A 15528-nucleotide genomic window follows, 5' to 3' on the forward strand; every position below is an offset into this window, starting at 1 on the left:
TCATCCAGGGGGAGACGGAGAACATGGTCCGTAAACAATCAGACGACGAAGCGCCATCCGCTTCGATATCGGCTCAGGCCCCGGGGGCGGCCGAGAAGCCTGCCAAGGCCGAGCCGAAGCAGCGCAGCACCAGCGTGGTGATCTTCGCGCTGATGATCGCGATGCTGCTCGCGATGCTCGACAACATGATCGTGGGCACCGCGATGCCGACCATCGTCGGCGAGCTGGGGGGCCTCGAACACCTCTCCTGGGTGGTGACCGCGTACACCCTGGCCACCGCCGCCTCGACCCCCATCTGGGGCAAGCTCGGCGACATGTACGGCCGTAAGGGCGTCTTCCTCACCTCCATCGCGGTCTTCCTCGGCGGCTCGGCCCTGTCCGGCATGGCGCAGAGCATGAATGAGCTGATCGGCTTCCGGGCCATCCAGGGCCTGGGCGCGGGTGGCCTGATGGTCGGCGTGATGGCGATCATCGGTGACCTGGTGCCGCCCGGGAGCGTGGCCGCTACCAGGGCATCATGGCCGGTGTGATGGCCGTGGCCATGATCGGTGGCCCGCTGGTCGGCGGCACCCTCACCGACCACCTCGGCTGGCGCTGGATCTTCTACATCAACCTCCCGCTCGGCGCCATCGCCCTCGCGGCGATCACGGCGGTGCTGCACCTGCCGAAGAAGCGCGCCCAGGGGCGGATCGACTACACCGGTGCGGCCCTGCTGACCGTGGGCATCACCGCGCTCGTGCTGATCACCACGTGGGGCGGCAACGAGTACGACTGGGGTTCGGCCCAGATCCTCGGGCTCGGGGCGCTCGGTGTCCTCTCGCTCGTCGCGTTCGTCTTCGTCGAGCAGCGGGTGGCCGAGCCCGTGCTGCCGCTGCACATCTTCCGTAACGCCAACTTCACGCTGGTCACCGCCATCGGCTTCCTCGTCGGTTTCGTGATGTTCGGCTCGACCACCTTCCTGCCGCTCTACCAGCAGACCGTCCAGGGCGCCACGGCCACCAACTCCGGGCTGCTGCTGCTCCCGATGCTGCTGGGCATGCTGGTCGTCTCGCTGTTCGCGGGCCGGTTCACCACCCGGACCGGCAAGTACAAGATCTTCCCGATCATCGGCGGCTTCCTGATCACCACCGGGATGTTCCTGCTGTCCACGATGGACACCGAGACCACCCGCTTCAGCTCCGGCCTCTACATGGCGGTGCTCGGCATGGGCATGGGCTGCCTCATGCAGACGACCATGCTCGTGGCGCAGAACAGCGTCGAGATGAAGGACATGGGCGTCGGCAGCTCGTCCGCCACCCTCTTCCGCACCCTGGGCGGCTCCTTCGGTGTCGCCATCCTCGGCGCCCTGTTCACCAGCCAGGTGAACGACACCATGGCCGAGCGGGCCGGTGGGAAGGCGGCGGCCGTCACCTCCGGGAGCGCCCAGCTCGACCCGGCCAGCCTCAAGAAGCTGCCGCCGGGGATCCGGGACGCGTACACCCACGCGGTGGCCAGCGGTGCGCACCAGGTGTTCCTGTGGGGCGCGCTGATCAGCATCATCGGCTTCCTCGCGGCCTGGTTCGTCAAGGAGGTCCCGCTGCGCGGGGGCCCCGCCAAGTCCGCCGACGGCGACGAGGCCACGGCCCAGGCGGCGCCGGTCGCCGAGACCGTCTGACCTACGGCCTCTGAGGGACCACCTCCCTGTCAGTGGGGCATGACAGCATCGGCCCCATGGTGACCTCGCCGGACGAGGCGCGGCTGGCGCATCTGCGCCGGCTGCGCCTCGCGAAGGACGTGATGGACCGCGACTGGGCCGAGCCGCTCGACCTGGACGCGGTCGCCGCGCATGCCGGCTATTCGCGCTATCACTTCATCCGCGCCTTCAAGGGCGCCTACGGATCCACGCCCGGTCAGTATCTGACCCGGCGCCGCATCGAGCGGGCCGAGGAGCTGTTGCGCTCGGCCAATCTCTCGGTCACGGAGATCTGCTCGCTCGTCGGCTTCAGCAGCCTCGGCACGTTCTCGACGAGCTTCAAGAAGCAGACCGGGCTCACCCCCAGCGCCTACCGGGACCGATACGTCGGCCGGGCCGCGGGGGTCATACCGGGGTGTTACGCCATGCTGTGGTACGGCGGGCGCGATGCCCCCGCGATCCGCTCCCAGGCCGCTGGCGCCGCGGCCCGTGGTGCCGAGGCCGGCGGCCCCGAGGCCGGCGGCCCCGAGGCCGGTGGTGCCGCGGCCGGTGGCGCCGAGGACAGCAATTCTTGAGAAGCGGGCCGGACCGCCCGCTGCCTACGGTGGCGATGTCGCGACGACGCGCGATCCATCCCGATACCTCCGGAGGCAGCAATGATCAAGGGGATGTCCATCGTCACCGTCTGGGTCCTCGACCAGGACCGGGCCAAGGAGTTCTACACCGAGAAGCTGGGCTTCGAGGTCCGCACCGACATGAGCATCGGCGGGGACGGCGAGGGCGGCGGTATGCGCTGGCTGACGGTCGGCGCCAAGGATCAGCCGGATGTGCAGCTCACCCTGATGGTGCCCAGCTCGCCGGGGCTCGACCCGGAGTCCGCCGAAGCCCTCAGGACGCTGGTCGCCAAGGGCGTGCTCGGCGCCGGGGTGTTCACCACCGATGACATCCACCGGGACTACGAGGCGCTCAAGGCCAAGGGCGTGGAGTTCGTCCAGGAGCCCCAGGAGCGTCCGTACGGCACCGAGGCGCTCTTCCGCGACGACTCCGGCAACTGGTTCTCGTTCACCCAGCCCCGCGAGGAGATGGACTTCAGCAAGCCCTGGGACGGCTGCGTCTCGGACTGAGCGCTCAGTCCGGCACCTCGATGATCGGGAAGCTGCCGGTGTTGGTGGGCGCGGACTCCGGCAGCCAGAGCACGGCGACCGCGCCCCGGCACTCGCCGTCCGTGCCGTTCGTCCCGTCCGTTCCATCCGGTCCGTCCAGCACCGGATCGGCGTTGCGGAACGTCAGCCGGGCGCCCAGCACCCGCGCCTGGCCCGCGGCTATGGTCAGCCCCAGGCCGTGCCCGGTGCCCGCGCGGTCCTTGCTGCCGGTGCGGAACCGGCTCGGCCCGTCCTTCAGCAGCTCCTCCGGGAAGCCGGGGCCGTGGTCGCGGACGCGCAGCACCCGTCCCTCGACGGTGACCTCGAAGGGCGGCTTGCCGTGTCGGGCGGCGTTGGCGAGCAGATTGCCCATGATCCGCTCCAGCCGCCGGGGGTCGGTGGAGACATGGGCGTCACGCGCCACGTTGATCACCGCGTCGGGGGCCACCGCCCGGACCCGGCGGGCGATGAACTCGGCCACGGCTATCTCCTGGAGCTCCGCGCGCTCCGCGAAGCCGTCCAGCCGCGCGACCTCCAGGACGTCCTCGACCAGGGTGCGCATCGCCTGCGCCCGGTCCCGTACCAGCTCGGTGGGGCGGCCCGGCGGCAGCAGTTCGGCGGCCGTGAGCAGCCCGGTGACCGGGGTGCGCAGCTCATGCGCGATATCGGCGGTGACCCGGCGCTCCGCCTCCAGCCGCTGCTGCAGCGCCTCGGCCATGCCGTCGACCGCGCGCGCCAGATCGTCGGTCTCATCGCGCACCCGGCCGCCGATCGCCTCGCGTACCCGGACCTCGGAGTCGCCCTCGGCCAGCTTGCGGGCGGCGGTGGCCGCCTTGCGCAGCCGCCGGGAGAGCTGGTCGCCGACGAGCACACCGAGCGCGATACCGCCCATCACCACCGCCACCGAGCCGATCAGCAGCACCCGGTCGAGGTCGTTGAGGACGGCGAAGCGGTCCTGGAACTTGGTGTGGACGGACAGCACCTTGCCGTTCCGCAGCGGCACCGAGGCCCACACCTCGGGGGTGCCGGTGCCGGAGTCCTCCAGATAGGTGGCGCGCTGGCCGCGCCACGCCTCCTTCTTGAGCTGCTCGGGCAGCTTGGGGTCGTCCAGCTTGGCGCCGAAGCCCAGCACCCGGGACTGCTCGTACCACCGCTGGGCGACCTTCACCCGCTCGTCCATCACGGTGCGGCTGTTGTCGAGCATCGAGACGCGGGCCGCGTTGTGGACGACGAGGCTCAGCACGACCGCGACGAGCGTGCTCACCGCCGCGATGGCGAGGCTGACCTTCCACCGCAGGCCACTGCGGAGTGCGAATCGCCCCAACGCCGCTCAGCCCTTGAGCTTGTAGCCGAAGCCGCGGACCGTCTCGATCCGGTCCTGGCCTATCTTGCCGCGCAGCCGCTGCACATGGACGTCCACGACCCGGGTGTCCCCGCCCCAGCCGTACTCCCAGACCCGCTCCAGCAGCCGGTCACGGGAGAGCACGGTGCCGGGCGCGGCCGAGAACTCCAGCAGCAGCCGCATCTCGGTCGGGGTGAGCGCGACCTGCCGGCCGCCCTTGCGGACCTCCATGCCCTCGGGGTCCACCTCCAGATCGCCGAAGCACAGCACCCCGCCGTCGGGCTCCTCGGGAACGGCCTCCGCGCCCCGCCCGCCGGGGCCGCTGGCATGGCCGAAGCGGCGCAGTACGGCCCGGATGCGGGCGACCAGCACGGCGCCGTCGAAGGGCTTGGTCACATAGTCGTCGGCGCCGGCTTCGAGGCCGAGCACCACATCGATCGAGTCGGCGCGCGCGGAGAGCATGATCACGGGCACGGTGGACTCATCGCGGATCCGGCGGCACAGGCTGACCCCGTCCAGGCCCGGAACCATCACATCGAGCAGCGCGATATCGGGGCGGTCGGCGCGGAAGCGCTCGAGGCCGGTCAACCCGTCGGGTGCGGCCGTCACGAGAAAGCCATCGCGCTCCAGGGCGAGCTGCGTGGCTTCACGGATCACATCGTCGTCCTCGACGAAGAGCACATGGGTTTCGGCCACAGCCTCGGTTCAGCCTTCCGTTCCGTCGTCGGCGCTCACGGACGGCGCCGGGGTCGCCTCCTCCGTGGGCACATTCTTGCTGTAGTCGGTGCGCTTGCGGGACAGCACGTCGAACGTCCTGTCCGCCTCGGTCCAGCGGTAGGTGATCACGGCCTCGCTCGAAGGGCAGCAGACCGAGTCGCCGGAGGTGTAGGCGAGCTTGGTCACCCGCAGCTCGTCCTTGGTGATGTCGGCGTAGACGGGCGGCTGCTCGTCGCTGAACACGTTCTCGTACCGGTCGCCCGCCTTGCGGTAGACATACGAGCCGATACCGAAGCCATCGCCGCAGGTCATCACGTTGATCACCAGGTCGGAGGCGCTGGCGCCGGTCAGCTTGCCATACGTCACGTCCACCGGGTAGCCCTTGATCTGCTGCTTGCCCTCGGGCTCCTTGCCCTTGGGGCAGGGCTTGAGGTTCGCCTTCAGATCGTCACTGACATTCGGATCCGTCTTGACCAGCTTGATCGCGTCGACCTTCTGCCCGGCCGGTGACGGCCGGCCCGAGGCGTGGCCACTCGCGTACGAGCCCGGGTCCGCGGCGGCCCACTCGGTGCGCGCCGGTCCCTCCTTGCGCACACCCTCGCTCGCGGCGCCGCATCCGGCCAGCATCCAGCCGCCGGCGGCCGCGAGGCCTACGACCGCACCGCCGGTGATCATGGCTGTCCTGCTGGGAGAGGCCCTGGTCAGGCCGCGCACCGTTCCTGCCCCCGCTCCTGGCGGCCGCGCCGGACCCGACCCGTGTGCTGCCGGACGTTCCCGGTCCGCTTGCCTTCCTCGTCCCGACGGCCGAGCGCGCGGGCGTCCAGATCGCGGTTTTCCAGCTCCTGCCGCAGCCGGGCCAGCGCCCGGTGCAGCGTGCTCTTGACCGTTCCGGTCGACATTCCGAGCGCCTCCGCGGTCTCTTCCGTCGTCATCTGCTCCCAGTGTCGCAGCACCACGACACTGCGCTGCTTGGGAGCCAGCACCGAGAGGATGTCCATCAGCAGGGCGCGGTCCGCGTGCTGCTCGGTGCTGTCCTCGACACTCGCCTCGGGAAGCTGCTCGGTGGGCACCTCGTCCAGCTTGCGGGCGCGCCACCACTCGGTACGGGTGTTGATCATCACGCGCCGGAGATAGGCGTCGGCGAGCGATTTGTCGGCTATGCCGTCCCAGCGGCCGTAGGTGCGCACCAAGGCGGTCTGGAGCAGGTCCTGTGCCTCGACCGGGTCCGGAATCAGCCGACGGGCGCTGCGCAGCAGCGCGTCCTGCCGATTCCGCACGTACTCCTCAAAGTCCAGAACATTGCTGCTGCTCATGGTGTGCAGCCTCCATCCGCCTCTTTAAGGCTCGGTTCGCCTCCGGGGCGCCTGAGTCGCTGTCGACAGTCGACCGTGCTCGGCCGCTCGTTCCTCGCGGCCTGCGCGCGCTCTCCCTTTCGACAGCGACGCGCCCCTTCGGCTCACTCGCCGCCTGTCTTCCCCGCCGTTGATGTGCCGCCCTGTCGGTCGGCGCGAGAAGGACGCTACGGAGGCGCTGTTGCGGCGCCATGCGCATCCGGGCCTCGGCGAACGCACAGCTACCCATAGGTTGTGTAACAACGGAACCCGGCTCGACCGAGTGTCAGAACCGGGTCCTGGGAGTGTCACAGGTCTGTCACAGACAGGGCCGTGACGAGGAATTTTCTCAGGTCAGCGGCAGTCGGTAGAGGCCGCCCGAGAGCGGTTCCACCAGCCCGTCGGAGACCAGTCCGTCGAGCGCGCGGGCCCGCTGCACCGGCTCGTCCCACACCTGGTCCAGCGTCGCCTGCGGTACGGGTGTCACCGTCCCCCGCAACACCGCGAGCAGCTTGCCGCGCACCTGACGGTCCGTACCGGCGTAGGTCTGGCCGCGCCGCGGCGGTCCGTCGTGCTCCGGAGAACCGGCCTGGCGCCAGGCGCAGAGCGCGGCGATCGGGCAGCGCGCGCAGTCGGGGGTGCGGGCCGTGCAGACCAGCGCGCCCAGCTCCATCGTGGCGGCCGCCCAGCGCGCCGCGGTCGGCTCGTCGCCGGGGAGCAGGGTGCGGGCCAGCTTGCGCTCGGCGGCGGTCGTGGCGTTCGGCGGGTACTGCGCACCGCCGACCGCGCGCGCGAACACCCGGCGGACATTGGTGTCCAGGACCGGATGGCGCTGGCCGTACGCGAACGAGGCCACGGCCGCCGCCGTGTACTCACCCACCCCCGGCAGCGCCAGCAACTGGGCGTGCTCGCGCGGTACGTCACCGCCGTGCCGCTCCCTTATGGCGGCCGCGGCGCCGTGCAGCCGCAGCGCCCGGCGCGGATAGCCGAGCCGGCCCCAGGCGCGGACCGCCTCACCGGGCGGTTCCGCGGCCAGGTCGGCCGGGCGCGGCCAGCGGGCGAGCCACTGCTCGTACACCGGCAGCACCCGGTTCACCGGGGTCTGCTGGAGCATGAACTCGCTCACCATCACGCCCCAGGCACCGGCCTCGGGGCGACGCCAGGGGAGGTCGCGCGCGTGCGCGTCGAACCAGTCGATGACGGGCCGGTGCAGGACGGCTCCGTCGGGGTCGGGGGATGCGGCGGCCGGGACGGCGGAAGCGGAAATGGCAGTCATCGCTCTCGATCCTGGCACGACGGGACGGTTTGCGGGCGCGCTGGGCGCGGGCGTTCGGGTCGAGCCGCGCCAGTCGTTGCCAAATCGTGCAATACGGGCGTCCGCGCGGGAACGGATGGCCGCTTTCCGCGCCCGGGTGCGGTCTTTCCGCCCCCTCAGGGTGGCCGCGGGGCGACTCAGGGGCGTCTGGGGGGCGACTCGTGGCGGCCCGGTGGCGGACTTATGGCGGTCTCATGTGCGGGATCCGGTCGGATCATGAGAAAAGAAGGGAACGGGGCGGGGGTTATTGGCCGGTAGAGCTCCCGATCTCTCGTAGAGTTTCCGCGTGGGATCTCTGCGCAATCCGATCGGGCCGCTTCCCTCCTCCATTTACTGGCGGCGGAGGATCGTTGGGCTGGCCCTGTTCGTCGTCATCGTGCTCCTGGTCATCTGGGCCTTCGGCTGGGGTGGTTCGGGCGGTGGCGGAAGTGACGAGGGCAAGGGATCGGGCGGCGGGGGACCCGCGAGCACGATCACTCCAGGGCCCTCCTCATCCGGGCCGGTGAACAGCGAACGGCCGGGCGGGCGCGACGAGTCGGACAACGGCGGCTCGGGCTCCGGCGACTCCGGCGGCAGCGGCGGTGGCTCGGGCGACGGCGGTACGGACGCGGGCGGCGGTGGCGGCAGCGGCTCCGGCGGCGCCGGGGGCTCCTCGGGCGGCGGCGCGGGCGGTGGCATCGGCACCGGGACCGGACCGGGTCTGCCCGCCGGGTCGAGCCTGCCGGACTGCCGCCCCGGCGACGCGGAGTTGACGGTGCGCAGCGTCAAGGACTCCAAGGTCAAGAACACCTGGGCGCCGGGGGAGAAGCCCACCTTCGAGATCGTCGTGAAGAACACCAAGTCGAAATCCTGCAAGATCGACTTCGGGCGCGCGGCGGCCTCGCTGACCATCACGGACGCCAAGAACGCCCACGTCTGGGCCTCCGGCGACTGCCCCGAGGGCAGCGCCACGGCGCTGGTCGAGGTGAAGGGCTCCGGCCAGACCAAGCGCACCGTGGAGTGGGACCGCAAGCGCAGCGCCGAGCACTGCGCCACCCCGTCGGGCAGCGCGTCGGCCAAGCCCGGCACCTATCTGGTCGAGGTGAAGGTGGACGGCCTTGGCACGGCCAAGGTGTCGTTCGTCCTCGAGAAGGACTGAGCGGCGGCTACGCGGACTGAAGCGCGGCGACAGCCATATGAACACCTCGCAGAGGCGATGGGCTCAGGTGACCGGCTGTTCGTTGTTCTCCCGTCGGGAGGCTGTGCCGAGCAATGTACGTGCGACGTCTTCCAGTGATCCGAGCAGCGGGTTGGGGTCGTCAGCACGCGTGACGAGCACGACCTCGCAGGGATCGATGTCGATGACGGGCACCAGGGCGATGTCCTCGCGCACAGCGGCGCGTCGATCGCCGGCCGGGAAGATCGCGACACAGTGGCCGGTGGCGATGAGTTCCAGCTTGTCCTCGTAGCTGTCGTCGATCGCGGGCGCGGGCGGTGCCGGGCGGTCGCCGGCCGGCTTGGGCGTGCTCCAGACAACCGGAGTGCTGACGCAGGCCACCAGCTCCTCGTCCGACAGAGCCCGCCGGCTGACGGCTTTCTCCTTCGCCAGATGATGACTCGCCGACGTGACGAGTACCCGCGGCTCCTCATGGAGCTTGGTCACCCGGAAGCCGTCCGTGGGGAAGGGCAGGGGCCGGTACGCGACGAGGGCGTCGACCCGCCGCTCGGCGAGGGCGAGCGTGTCCCGCCAGTCGAGGTGCCGGGTGCGGACCTGGCCGTCGGGGTGCCGGCGGCGCAGTTCCTGCACACAGGCGGTGATGACCAGTCCTTCGGCGCAGCCGACGGTGAGGGTACGGGGCCGGACGGCGGCTCTGGCCGTGCGGGCGGCTTGCTCGGCCTCCTGGAGCAGGATCCGGGCCCTGGGAAGGTATGCCCGACCGGCGTCGGTGAGGCTGCTGCCCTGCGGCGATCGGTCGAAAAGCCGGACACCGAGCTCAGCCTCCAGTCGCTGGATCTGGCGGCTCAGCGACGGCTGCGCCAGGTGCAGCCTGGTGGCGGCCCGACCGAAGTTGCCGTACTCGGCCACGACCGTGAAATAGCGCACGAGCCGCAGATCGATGTCCATTCGCCCAGGGTACGTCGCACGCCGTCATACGCCTGGGGCAAGACGGCATACGGAACAGGTCTTGGACAGGGTGTGCGGGTGGATATTTGGCTTGAGGGCATGACCACTTATGACGGCAAGAAGATCGTGATCACGGGCGGAAGCAGCGGTATCGGCCTGACTACGGCCCGGTTGTTCGCGGACGGTGGGGCGCAGGTACTGATCACCGGCCGCACCCGATCCACCCTGGACGCCGCGCTGGAGCAGCTGGGGGACAAGGCGGTCGCCGTCCGCAGCGACGCCGCGTCCCTGAAGGACATCAAGGCGCTGGCCGGCACGGTCCAAGAGCGGTTCGGCGCGGTGGACGCGCTGTTCGTCAACGCCGGTGCCACTGCGTCCGCGCCGTTCGACTCGACGACGGAGGAGATGTACGACGCGCTGTTCGGCATCAACACCAAGGGCCCGTACTTCACGGTGCAGGCGTTGGCGCCGCTGTTGCGCGAGGGAAGCGGCGTGGTCCTCACCACGTCGGTGGTGAACGTCCTGGGCCTCGACGCGCTCAGTGTCTACTCGGCGAGCAAGGCGGCCCTGCGGTCGATGACGCGCACCCTGGCCCGCGAACTGCTGCCGCGCAAGGTGCGCGTCAACGCCGTGAGCCCCGGCCCGATCGACACGGGCATCCTGGACCGCTCCTTCCCCGACGACGTCATCGAGACGATGAAGGACACCTACCGGAGCAGCAACCCGATGCAGCGGCTGGGGGCGTCCGAGGAAGTGGCCGCCGCGGTGGCGTACTTGGCGTTCGGTGCGACCTTCTCGACGGGAACGGAGTTCCCTGTCGACGGAGGGGCTTCGCAACTCTAGGTGCTCTGACCGCATAGGTTCGCTCGGTCGTTCAGGCCGCGGTGGCGAGGGGGCGTCCGTCCCGGCGGATGCTCTTCTCGCCGCGGATGCGGCGCTGGAACGCCAGCGGTTAAGGGGGGGCGCAGGTGCGTGGCGGCGCCCGGTCGAACGTACGCGGCGGAACGTGGTGGCGCCCCCGCCACGTACGCGCCGGAACGCGCCGACGCCCCGTCGGACCTACGCGCCGCTCCTCAGACGTACCGCTCCAGGATGGACGACTCGGCCAGCCGTGACAGGCCCTCGCGGACCGAGCGCGCCCGGGCCTCGCCCACACCGTCCACCATCTGCAGATCGTCCACGCTCGCCGCCAACAGCTTCTGCAGGCCCCCGAAGTGCTCCACCAGCCGCTCGATGATGGCGCCCGGAAGCCGCGGCACCTTCGCCAGCAGCCGGAAACCGCGCGGCGAGACCGCCGAGTCGAGAGTCTCGGGCGAGCCGGTGTACCCCAGCGCCCGGGCCACGATGGGCAGTTCGAGCAGCTCGGTGTGGGTCAGCCGGTCCAGCTCGGCGAGCGCGTCGGCCACCGTACGGGTGCGCTTGGCGGTCGGCTCGGGGACGTAGTCGCGCACCACCAGCTCACGCTCGGGCTCGACGCCCGCGATCAGCTCGTCGAGCTGGAGGGAGAGCAGCCGGCCGTCGGTGCCCAGCTCGACCACGTACTCCGCGATCTCGGTGGCGATGCGCCGGACCATCTCCAGCCGCTGTGCGACCGCGCTCACATCCCGGACGGTGACCAGGTCCTCGATCTCCAGGGCCGAGAGCGTGCCCGCGACCTCGTCGAGGCGGAGCTTGTACCGCTCCAGAGTGGCCAGCGCCTGGTTGGCGCGGGAGAGGATCGCCGCCGAGTCCTCCAGGACCCGCCGCTGGCCGTCCACATACAGCGCGATCAGCCGCATCGACTGGCTGACGGAGACCACCGGGAACCCGGTCTGGATGGAGACGCGCTGCGCGGTGCGGTGCCGGGTGCCGGTCTCCTCGGTGGCGATCGCCGCGTCCGGAACGAGCTGCACCCCCGCCCGCACGATCTTGGTGATGTCCTTGTCGAGAACCAGCGCGCCGTCCAGCTTGCACAGCTCGCGCAGCCGGGTCGCGGTGAACTCGACGTCGATGACAAAGCCGCCGGTGCACAGCGACTCGACGGTCTTGTCGGTGCCGAGCACGATCAGCCCGCCGGTGTTTCCCCGGAGGACGCGCTCGAGGCCGTCGCGCAACGCCGTGCCGGGCGCGACTGCGCTCAGGGAGGCACGCATCAGACCGTCGGCCTTGCCGGGTGCCGTTGCCCGGTCGCCTGCTGCCACTGCACTCCTCCGTCGCAAGGTCTGTCGGTGCCGCGAGTCGCCCTGCCATGCCGGTGTGCGAGGCCACGTATGGGCGAGACCAGGGCAAAGTCTACCGGCGGCCACCGGCCTCCCGTGGGGTCTCCCGGCGTACGCCCGTAGGTGTGAAACGGAGTACGGCTCTCCCCGTGCCGCGCACCACCCGGCTCACCGCCCCCTTGCGTACGCCCTCACCAGCACACACCGCAACCCACGGCCTGTCATCTCAGCCGCGGTCCGCCGCGTCCGCCCGCGTCTTTTCGCCCCGCTCGCGGCGCCGCGGCAGCACCCGCAGCGCGTCCCCGATGTCCGCGACCTCCAGCACCCGCATCCCGTCCGGGATCCGGCCCGGGTCGCTCGGCACCAGGGCGTGGGTGAAGCCGAGGCGGGCCGCCTCCGACAGCCGCCGCTGCACTCCGGTGACCCGCCGGACCTCGCCCGCCAGACCCACCTCGCCGATCGCCACCAGGTTCTTGGGCAGCGGGGTGTCACTGGCGGCGCTGGCCAGCGCGAGCGCCACCGCGAGGTCCGCGGCGGGCTCGGACAGCTTCACCCCGCCCACCGTGGCGCTGTAGATATCCCGCTTGCCCAGCGCGCTGATCCGGCCGCGCTGCTCCAGAACGGCGAGCATCATCGAGACCCGGGAGGTCTCCAGACCGGAGGTGGTGCGGCGCGGGGAGGGGATCTGGGAGTCGACCGTGAGCGCCTGCACCTCGGCCACCAGCGGCCGGCGGCCCTCCAGGGTGACCGTCAGACAGGTGCCGGGCACCGGCTCGTCGCGGCGGGTGAGGAACAGCCCGGAGGGGTCGGCGAGCCCGGTGATGCCCTCGTCGTGCAGCTCGAAACAGCCGACCTCGTCCGTCGCCCCGTAGCGGTTCTTCACCCCGCGGACCAGCCGCAGCCGGGCGTGCCGGTCGCCCTCGAACTGCAGGACCACATCGACCAGATGCTCCAGCAGCCGGGGCCCCGCGATGGCGCCGTCCTTGGTGACATGGCCCACCAGCAGCGTGGACATACCGCGCTCCTTGGACACGCGGATGAGCGCCCCGGCCACCTCGCGCACCTGCGCCATCCCGCCCGGCGCGCCGTCGATCTCGGGCGAGGCGACGGTCTGCACCGAGTCCAGGACGAGCAGCGAGGGCTTGACCGAGTCGAGATGGCCGAGGACCGCGGACAGGTCGGTCTCGGCGGCGAGGTAGAGATGCTCGCTCAGCGCGCCGATGCGGTCGGCGCGCAGCCGCACCTGACTCGCCGACTCCTCACCGGTGATGTAGAGCGTGCGGTGCTCCTCGGAGGCGGCCTTGGCCGCCACGTCCAGCAGCAGTGTGGACTTGCCGACCCCGGGCTCCCCGGCGAGCAGCACGACCGCGCCGGGGACCAGCCCGCCGCCGAGCACCCGGTCCAGCTCGTCCACGCCCGTGACCCGCGCGGTGGCCTGGCGGCCGTCGACCTGGCCGATGGGCAGGGCGGCCGAGGTGACCCGGCCGGGCGCGGTGGTGCGCACCGCGGGCGTGCCGTACTCCTCGACCGTGCCCCACGCCTGGCACTCCGGGCAGCGGCCGAGCCACTTGGCGGTGGTCCAGCCGCACTCCGTACAGCGGTAGGAGGGGCGGTCCTTGGCGGATGAGCGGGAGGAGCTACGGGCAGCCATGCCGTAACGCTAGCGTCGGCCACCGACAGAGCCGAACGGCGGTGGTGACGGGTCCTTCACGGGCCCCGGCACGGGCCCTTTTCCGGCCCCTCATCGGCCCTCGCACCGGCCTTGCCGGAGGGCGCCGGGCGCATAGCAGGTTACGGCCATCGGAGGGGGACACCTGTCCCCTTATGAGGGAGATGGTCACCCGTAAGGGTTAAAACAGCGCAAGTGGCGCGAGGAAGTCTGCATCATCCGCCTACCGTCGCCGGGTGATGAGCAGCAGGTCCGAGCACTCGACACAGACCACCGGCGCACAGCGGGTGCGGCGCCATGCGCCCAGCTCCACCACCACCCGCCCCCAGCGCCCTCCCGAACGCTACGAGCCGTATCTCGACGGCCTGTTCACCTACTGCCTGTCGGCGCTGTGCGAGCACGACGCGGCGGCCGTCGCGGTGGGCGACGTGCTGGCGGTGGCCGAGCGCCGCTCCGGCCGGGGGCGGGGCCGGGGCACCGCGGAGGGCGAGCTGTCCCGCCCCTGGCTCTACGCGGTCGCCCGCTGGGCCTGTCTGCGCAAGCTGGCCGAGCGCCGCGGCCGTACGGGGACGGACACCCCGGGCGACGGCGCCGGGGCCGAGCTGCCCGAGCCCATCGCCGCCCAGCGCCGTCGCGAACTGGCCGCGCTGGCCTGGCCGGAGGCCGCCGGGACCACCGCCGAGCAGCGCGAGGCGCTCGAGCTCGCGGTGCGCCATCGGCTGGGCCCCTCCGAGGTGGCCGCCGTGCTCGGCAAGGACCAGGAGGAGACCCGCGCCCTGCTCTCCAGCGCCGCCTGCGAGGTGGAGCGCACCCGCGCCGCCCTCGCCGTCGTCGAGCTGGGCCACTGCCCGGTCGTCGCGCGGCTCGCGGGCGACACCCAAGTGCTGCTCTCCGCCGCCCTCCGCCGCGAGCTGGTGCGCCATGTGGACGACTGCCGCGAATGCCGCCGGATGGCCGAGCGGGCCACGGCCGACGGACCCTGGCCCGGTACGGCGGCCGCGCCCGCCGCGCTGCCGGTGGTGGAGGCCCCCCGCGCCGCCGTGCACGCCGCGCTGCTGAGCGCGCTCAGCGGACGCCCCGCCCGCGCGGGCGCCGGGCCGCGGTTCGACCGGCGCGGCTTCCCGCTGGAGCCCCAGGACCGGGCCGCCCGCCGCAGCCGGATCCGCAGCCGCGCGCTGACCACGACGGTGGTGGCGGCGGTCGTCGCGGCCCCGGTGCTCGCGCTGTGGGCCGCCTACCGGGGCGCCCCGCTCGTCGGCGACGAGCGCGACACGGATTCGGTGGCCGCCGCCGAGGCGGACGGCACGAACCAGGCCCCGGCCGGTCAGGACCGGCCCGCCCGTCGCTCGTACGAGCGCGGCGGCAGCGCGCAGGACCGTTCCGGCACGCAGTTCGGCTCCGGCCCGCGGAGCGCCAAGGCGGGCCGCGGGGCGTCGGATGTGTCGGTCGAGGTCATCGGCGTGGACGGCGCGGTGGAGCGGCCGGGGCACAAGGGCGAGGGCGGCGAAGCGTCCCGCCCGGACGGCTCTCCGGCCGGTGGCGGCCGCCCCGGCGACGGCTCAGGACCGTCCCGGCCCGCCCCCGGCCCGGGACGGCTCACGGTCACGGCACACCCCGAGGGCGAGGTGACGGTCATCACGCTCACCGCGTCCGGCGGCTCACCGGTGCACTGGTCGGCCTCCGCCGGGGCGTCCTGGCTCCGGCTGAACCACACGGGCGGGGTGCTGCGGCCCGGCGACTCCACGACCATCACGGTCTCGGTGGACCACGGCCGGGAGCCGGCCGGTCACTGGAGCGCACGGGTTTCGGTGGACCCGGCGGGCGCGGTGGTGCTGATCGAGGGCCGGGGCGCGTCCCCGGAGCCCACGCCCACCCCCACGGACCCCTCCGGCAACCCGACCCCCACCCCGACCGACCCGTCCCCTACGCCCTCCGGCCCGGCCGCCGCGAAGCGCTGACGCGAGGCCCGGACACGTCAGCCGCCGGGCGGTCCCGGAGGCGCCGACCGGCGGGGAGCCAATCCAGCCCCTCCGGCGTT

General features: G+C 71.9%; 13 protein-coding genes and 1 pseudogene. 6 read left to right on the forward strand and 8 right to left on the reverse strand.

Annotated features, from left to right (window positions below; genetic code table 11):
* The first annotated feature begins 134 nt into the window (after positions 1–134).
* The 3 genes and pseudogenes from CGL27_RS26735 (at position 135) to CGL27_RS26745 (ending at position 2796) form a co-directional block, all read left to right on the forward strand.
* A pseudogene (locus CGL27_RS26735) lies at positions 135–1654 on the forward strand (MDR family MFS transporter).
* A gap of 122 nt (positions 1655–1776) precedes the next feature.
* On the forward strand, positions 1777–2247 hold the full coding sequence (locus CGL27_RS26740) for a helix-turn-helix transcriptional regulator (RefSeq protein ID WP_240451010.1): 471 nt from the start codon (positions 1777–1779) through the stop codon (positions 2245–2247).
* Positions 2248–2328: 81 nt separating this feature from the next.
* On the forward strand, positions 2329–2796 hold the full coding sequence (locus CGL27_RS26745) for a VOC family protein (protein WP_078642776.1): 468 nt from the start codon (positions 2329–2331) through the stop codon (positions 2794–2796).
* Positions 2797–2800: 4 nt separating this feature from the next.
* Here CGL27_RS26745 and cseC read toward each other — a convergent pair whose 3' ends face one another.
* The 5 genes from cseC to CGL27_RS26770 form a co-directional block, all read right to left on the reverse strand.
* A complete protein-coding gene (gene cseC / locus CGL27_RS26750) occupies positions 2801–4138 on the reverse strand; it encodes a two-component system sensor histidine kinase CseC (RefSeq protein ID WP_119990524.1) in 1338 nt (445 codons plus the stop codon).
* Positions 4139–4144: 6 nt separating this feature from the next.
* Complete coding sequence (gene cseB, locus CGL27_RS26755) at positions 4145–4852, reverse strand: two-component system response regulator CseB (protein WP_078642778.1); 708 nt, start codon at positions 4850–4852, stop codon at positions 4145–4147.
* 9 nt (positions 4853–4861) lie between these two features.
* On the reverse strand, positions 4862–5548 hold the full coding sequence (locus CGL27_RS26760) for a hypothetical protein (RefSeq protein WP_119990526.1): 687 nt from the start codon (positions 5546–5548) through the stop codon (positions 4862–4864).
* A gap of 26 nt (positions 5549–5574) precedes the next feature.
* Positions 5575–6186: a SigE family RNA polymerase sigma factor gene (locus CGL27_RS26765; protein WP_078642780.1), complete on the reverse strand. Its 612-nt coding sequence runs from the start codon at positions 6184–6186 to the stop codon at positions 5575–5577.
* 367 nt (positions 6187–6553) lie between these two features.
* Positions 6554–7480 carry an A/G-specific adenine glycosylase gene (locus CGL27_RS26770; RefSeq protein ID WP_078642781.1) on the reverse strand — a complete coding sequence of 309 codons (927 nt, stop codon included), beginning with the start codon at positions 7478–7480 and terminating at the stop codon, positions 6554–6556.
* Positions 7481–7805: 325 nt separating this feature from the next.
* Here CGL27_RS26770 and CGL27_RS26775 point away from each other — a divergent pair, with 325 nt between their 5' ends.
* Entirely contained in the window at positions 7806–8657 is an 852-nt protein-coding gene (locus tag CGL27_RS26775; RefSeq protein ID WP_119990528.1) for a hypothetical protein, read from the forward strand.
* A 63-nt stretch (positions 8658–8720) separates the two neighbouring features.
* Here the strand turns inward: CGL27_RS26775 and CGL27_RS26780 are convergent, their stop codons facing one another.
* Positions 8721–9623, reverse strand: coding sequence for a LysR family transcriptional regulator (locus CGL27_RS26780; RefSeq protein WP_119990529.1), 903 nt, complete (start codon positions 9621–9623; stop codon positions 8721–8723).
* A 99-nt stretch (positions 9624–9722) separates the two neighbouring features.
* On the opposite strand from CGL27_RS26780, the gene CGL27_RS26785 reads away from it, so the two are divergent.
* Positions 9723–10466, forward strand: coding sequence for an SDR family oxidoreductase (locus CGL27_RS26785; RefSeq protein ID WP_119990531.1), 744 nt, complete (start codon positions 9723–9725; stop codon positions 10464–10466).
* A gap of 230 nt (positions 10467–10696) precedes the next feature.
* Here CGL27_RS26785 and disA read toward each other — a convergent pair whose 3' ends face one another.
* Together disA and radA are read right to left on the reverse strand one after the other, a co-directional pair.
* Entirely contained in the window at positions 10697–11755 is a 1059-nt protein-coding gene (gene disA, locus CGL27_RS26790) for a DNA integrity scanning diadenylate cyclase DisA (RefSeq protein ID WP_050993876.1), read from the reverse strand.
* A 292-nt stretch (positions 11756–12047) separates the two neighbouring features.
* Positions 12048–13472, reverse strand: a complete 1425-nt coding sequence (radA, locus tag CGL27_RS26795; RefSeq protein WP_119990533.1) for a DNA repair protein RadA — start codon at positions 13470–13472, stop codon at positions 12048–12050.
* 257 nt (positions 13473–13729) lie between these two features.
* Here radA and CGL27_RS26800 point away from each other — a divergent pair, with 257 nt between their 5' ends.
* Positions 13730–15448 carry a sigma-70 family RNA polymerase sigma factor gene (locus CGL27_RS26800; RefSeq protein WP_119990535.1) on the forward strand — a complete coding sequence of 573 codons (1719 nt, stop codon included), beginning with the start codon at positions 13730–13732 and terminating at the stop codon, positions 15446–15448.
* Positions 15449–15528: the final 80 nt, after the last annotated feature.

The sequence above is a fragment of the Streptomyces sp. 11-1-2 genome (genome assembly GCF_003595545.1).
GTDB lineage: Bacteria > Actinomycetota > Actinomycetes > Streptomycetales > Streptomycetaceae > Streptomyces > Streptomyces hygroscopicus_B.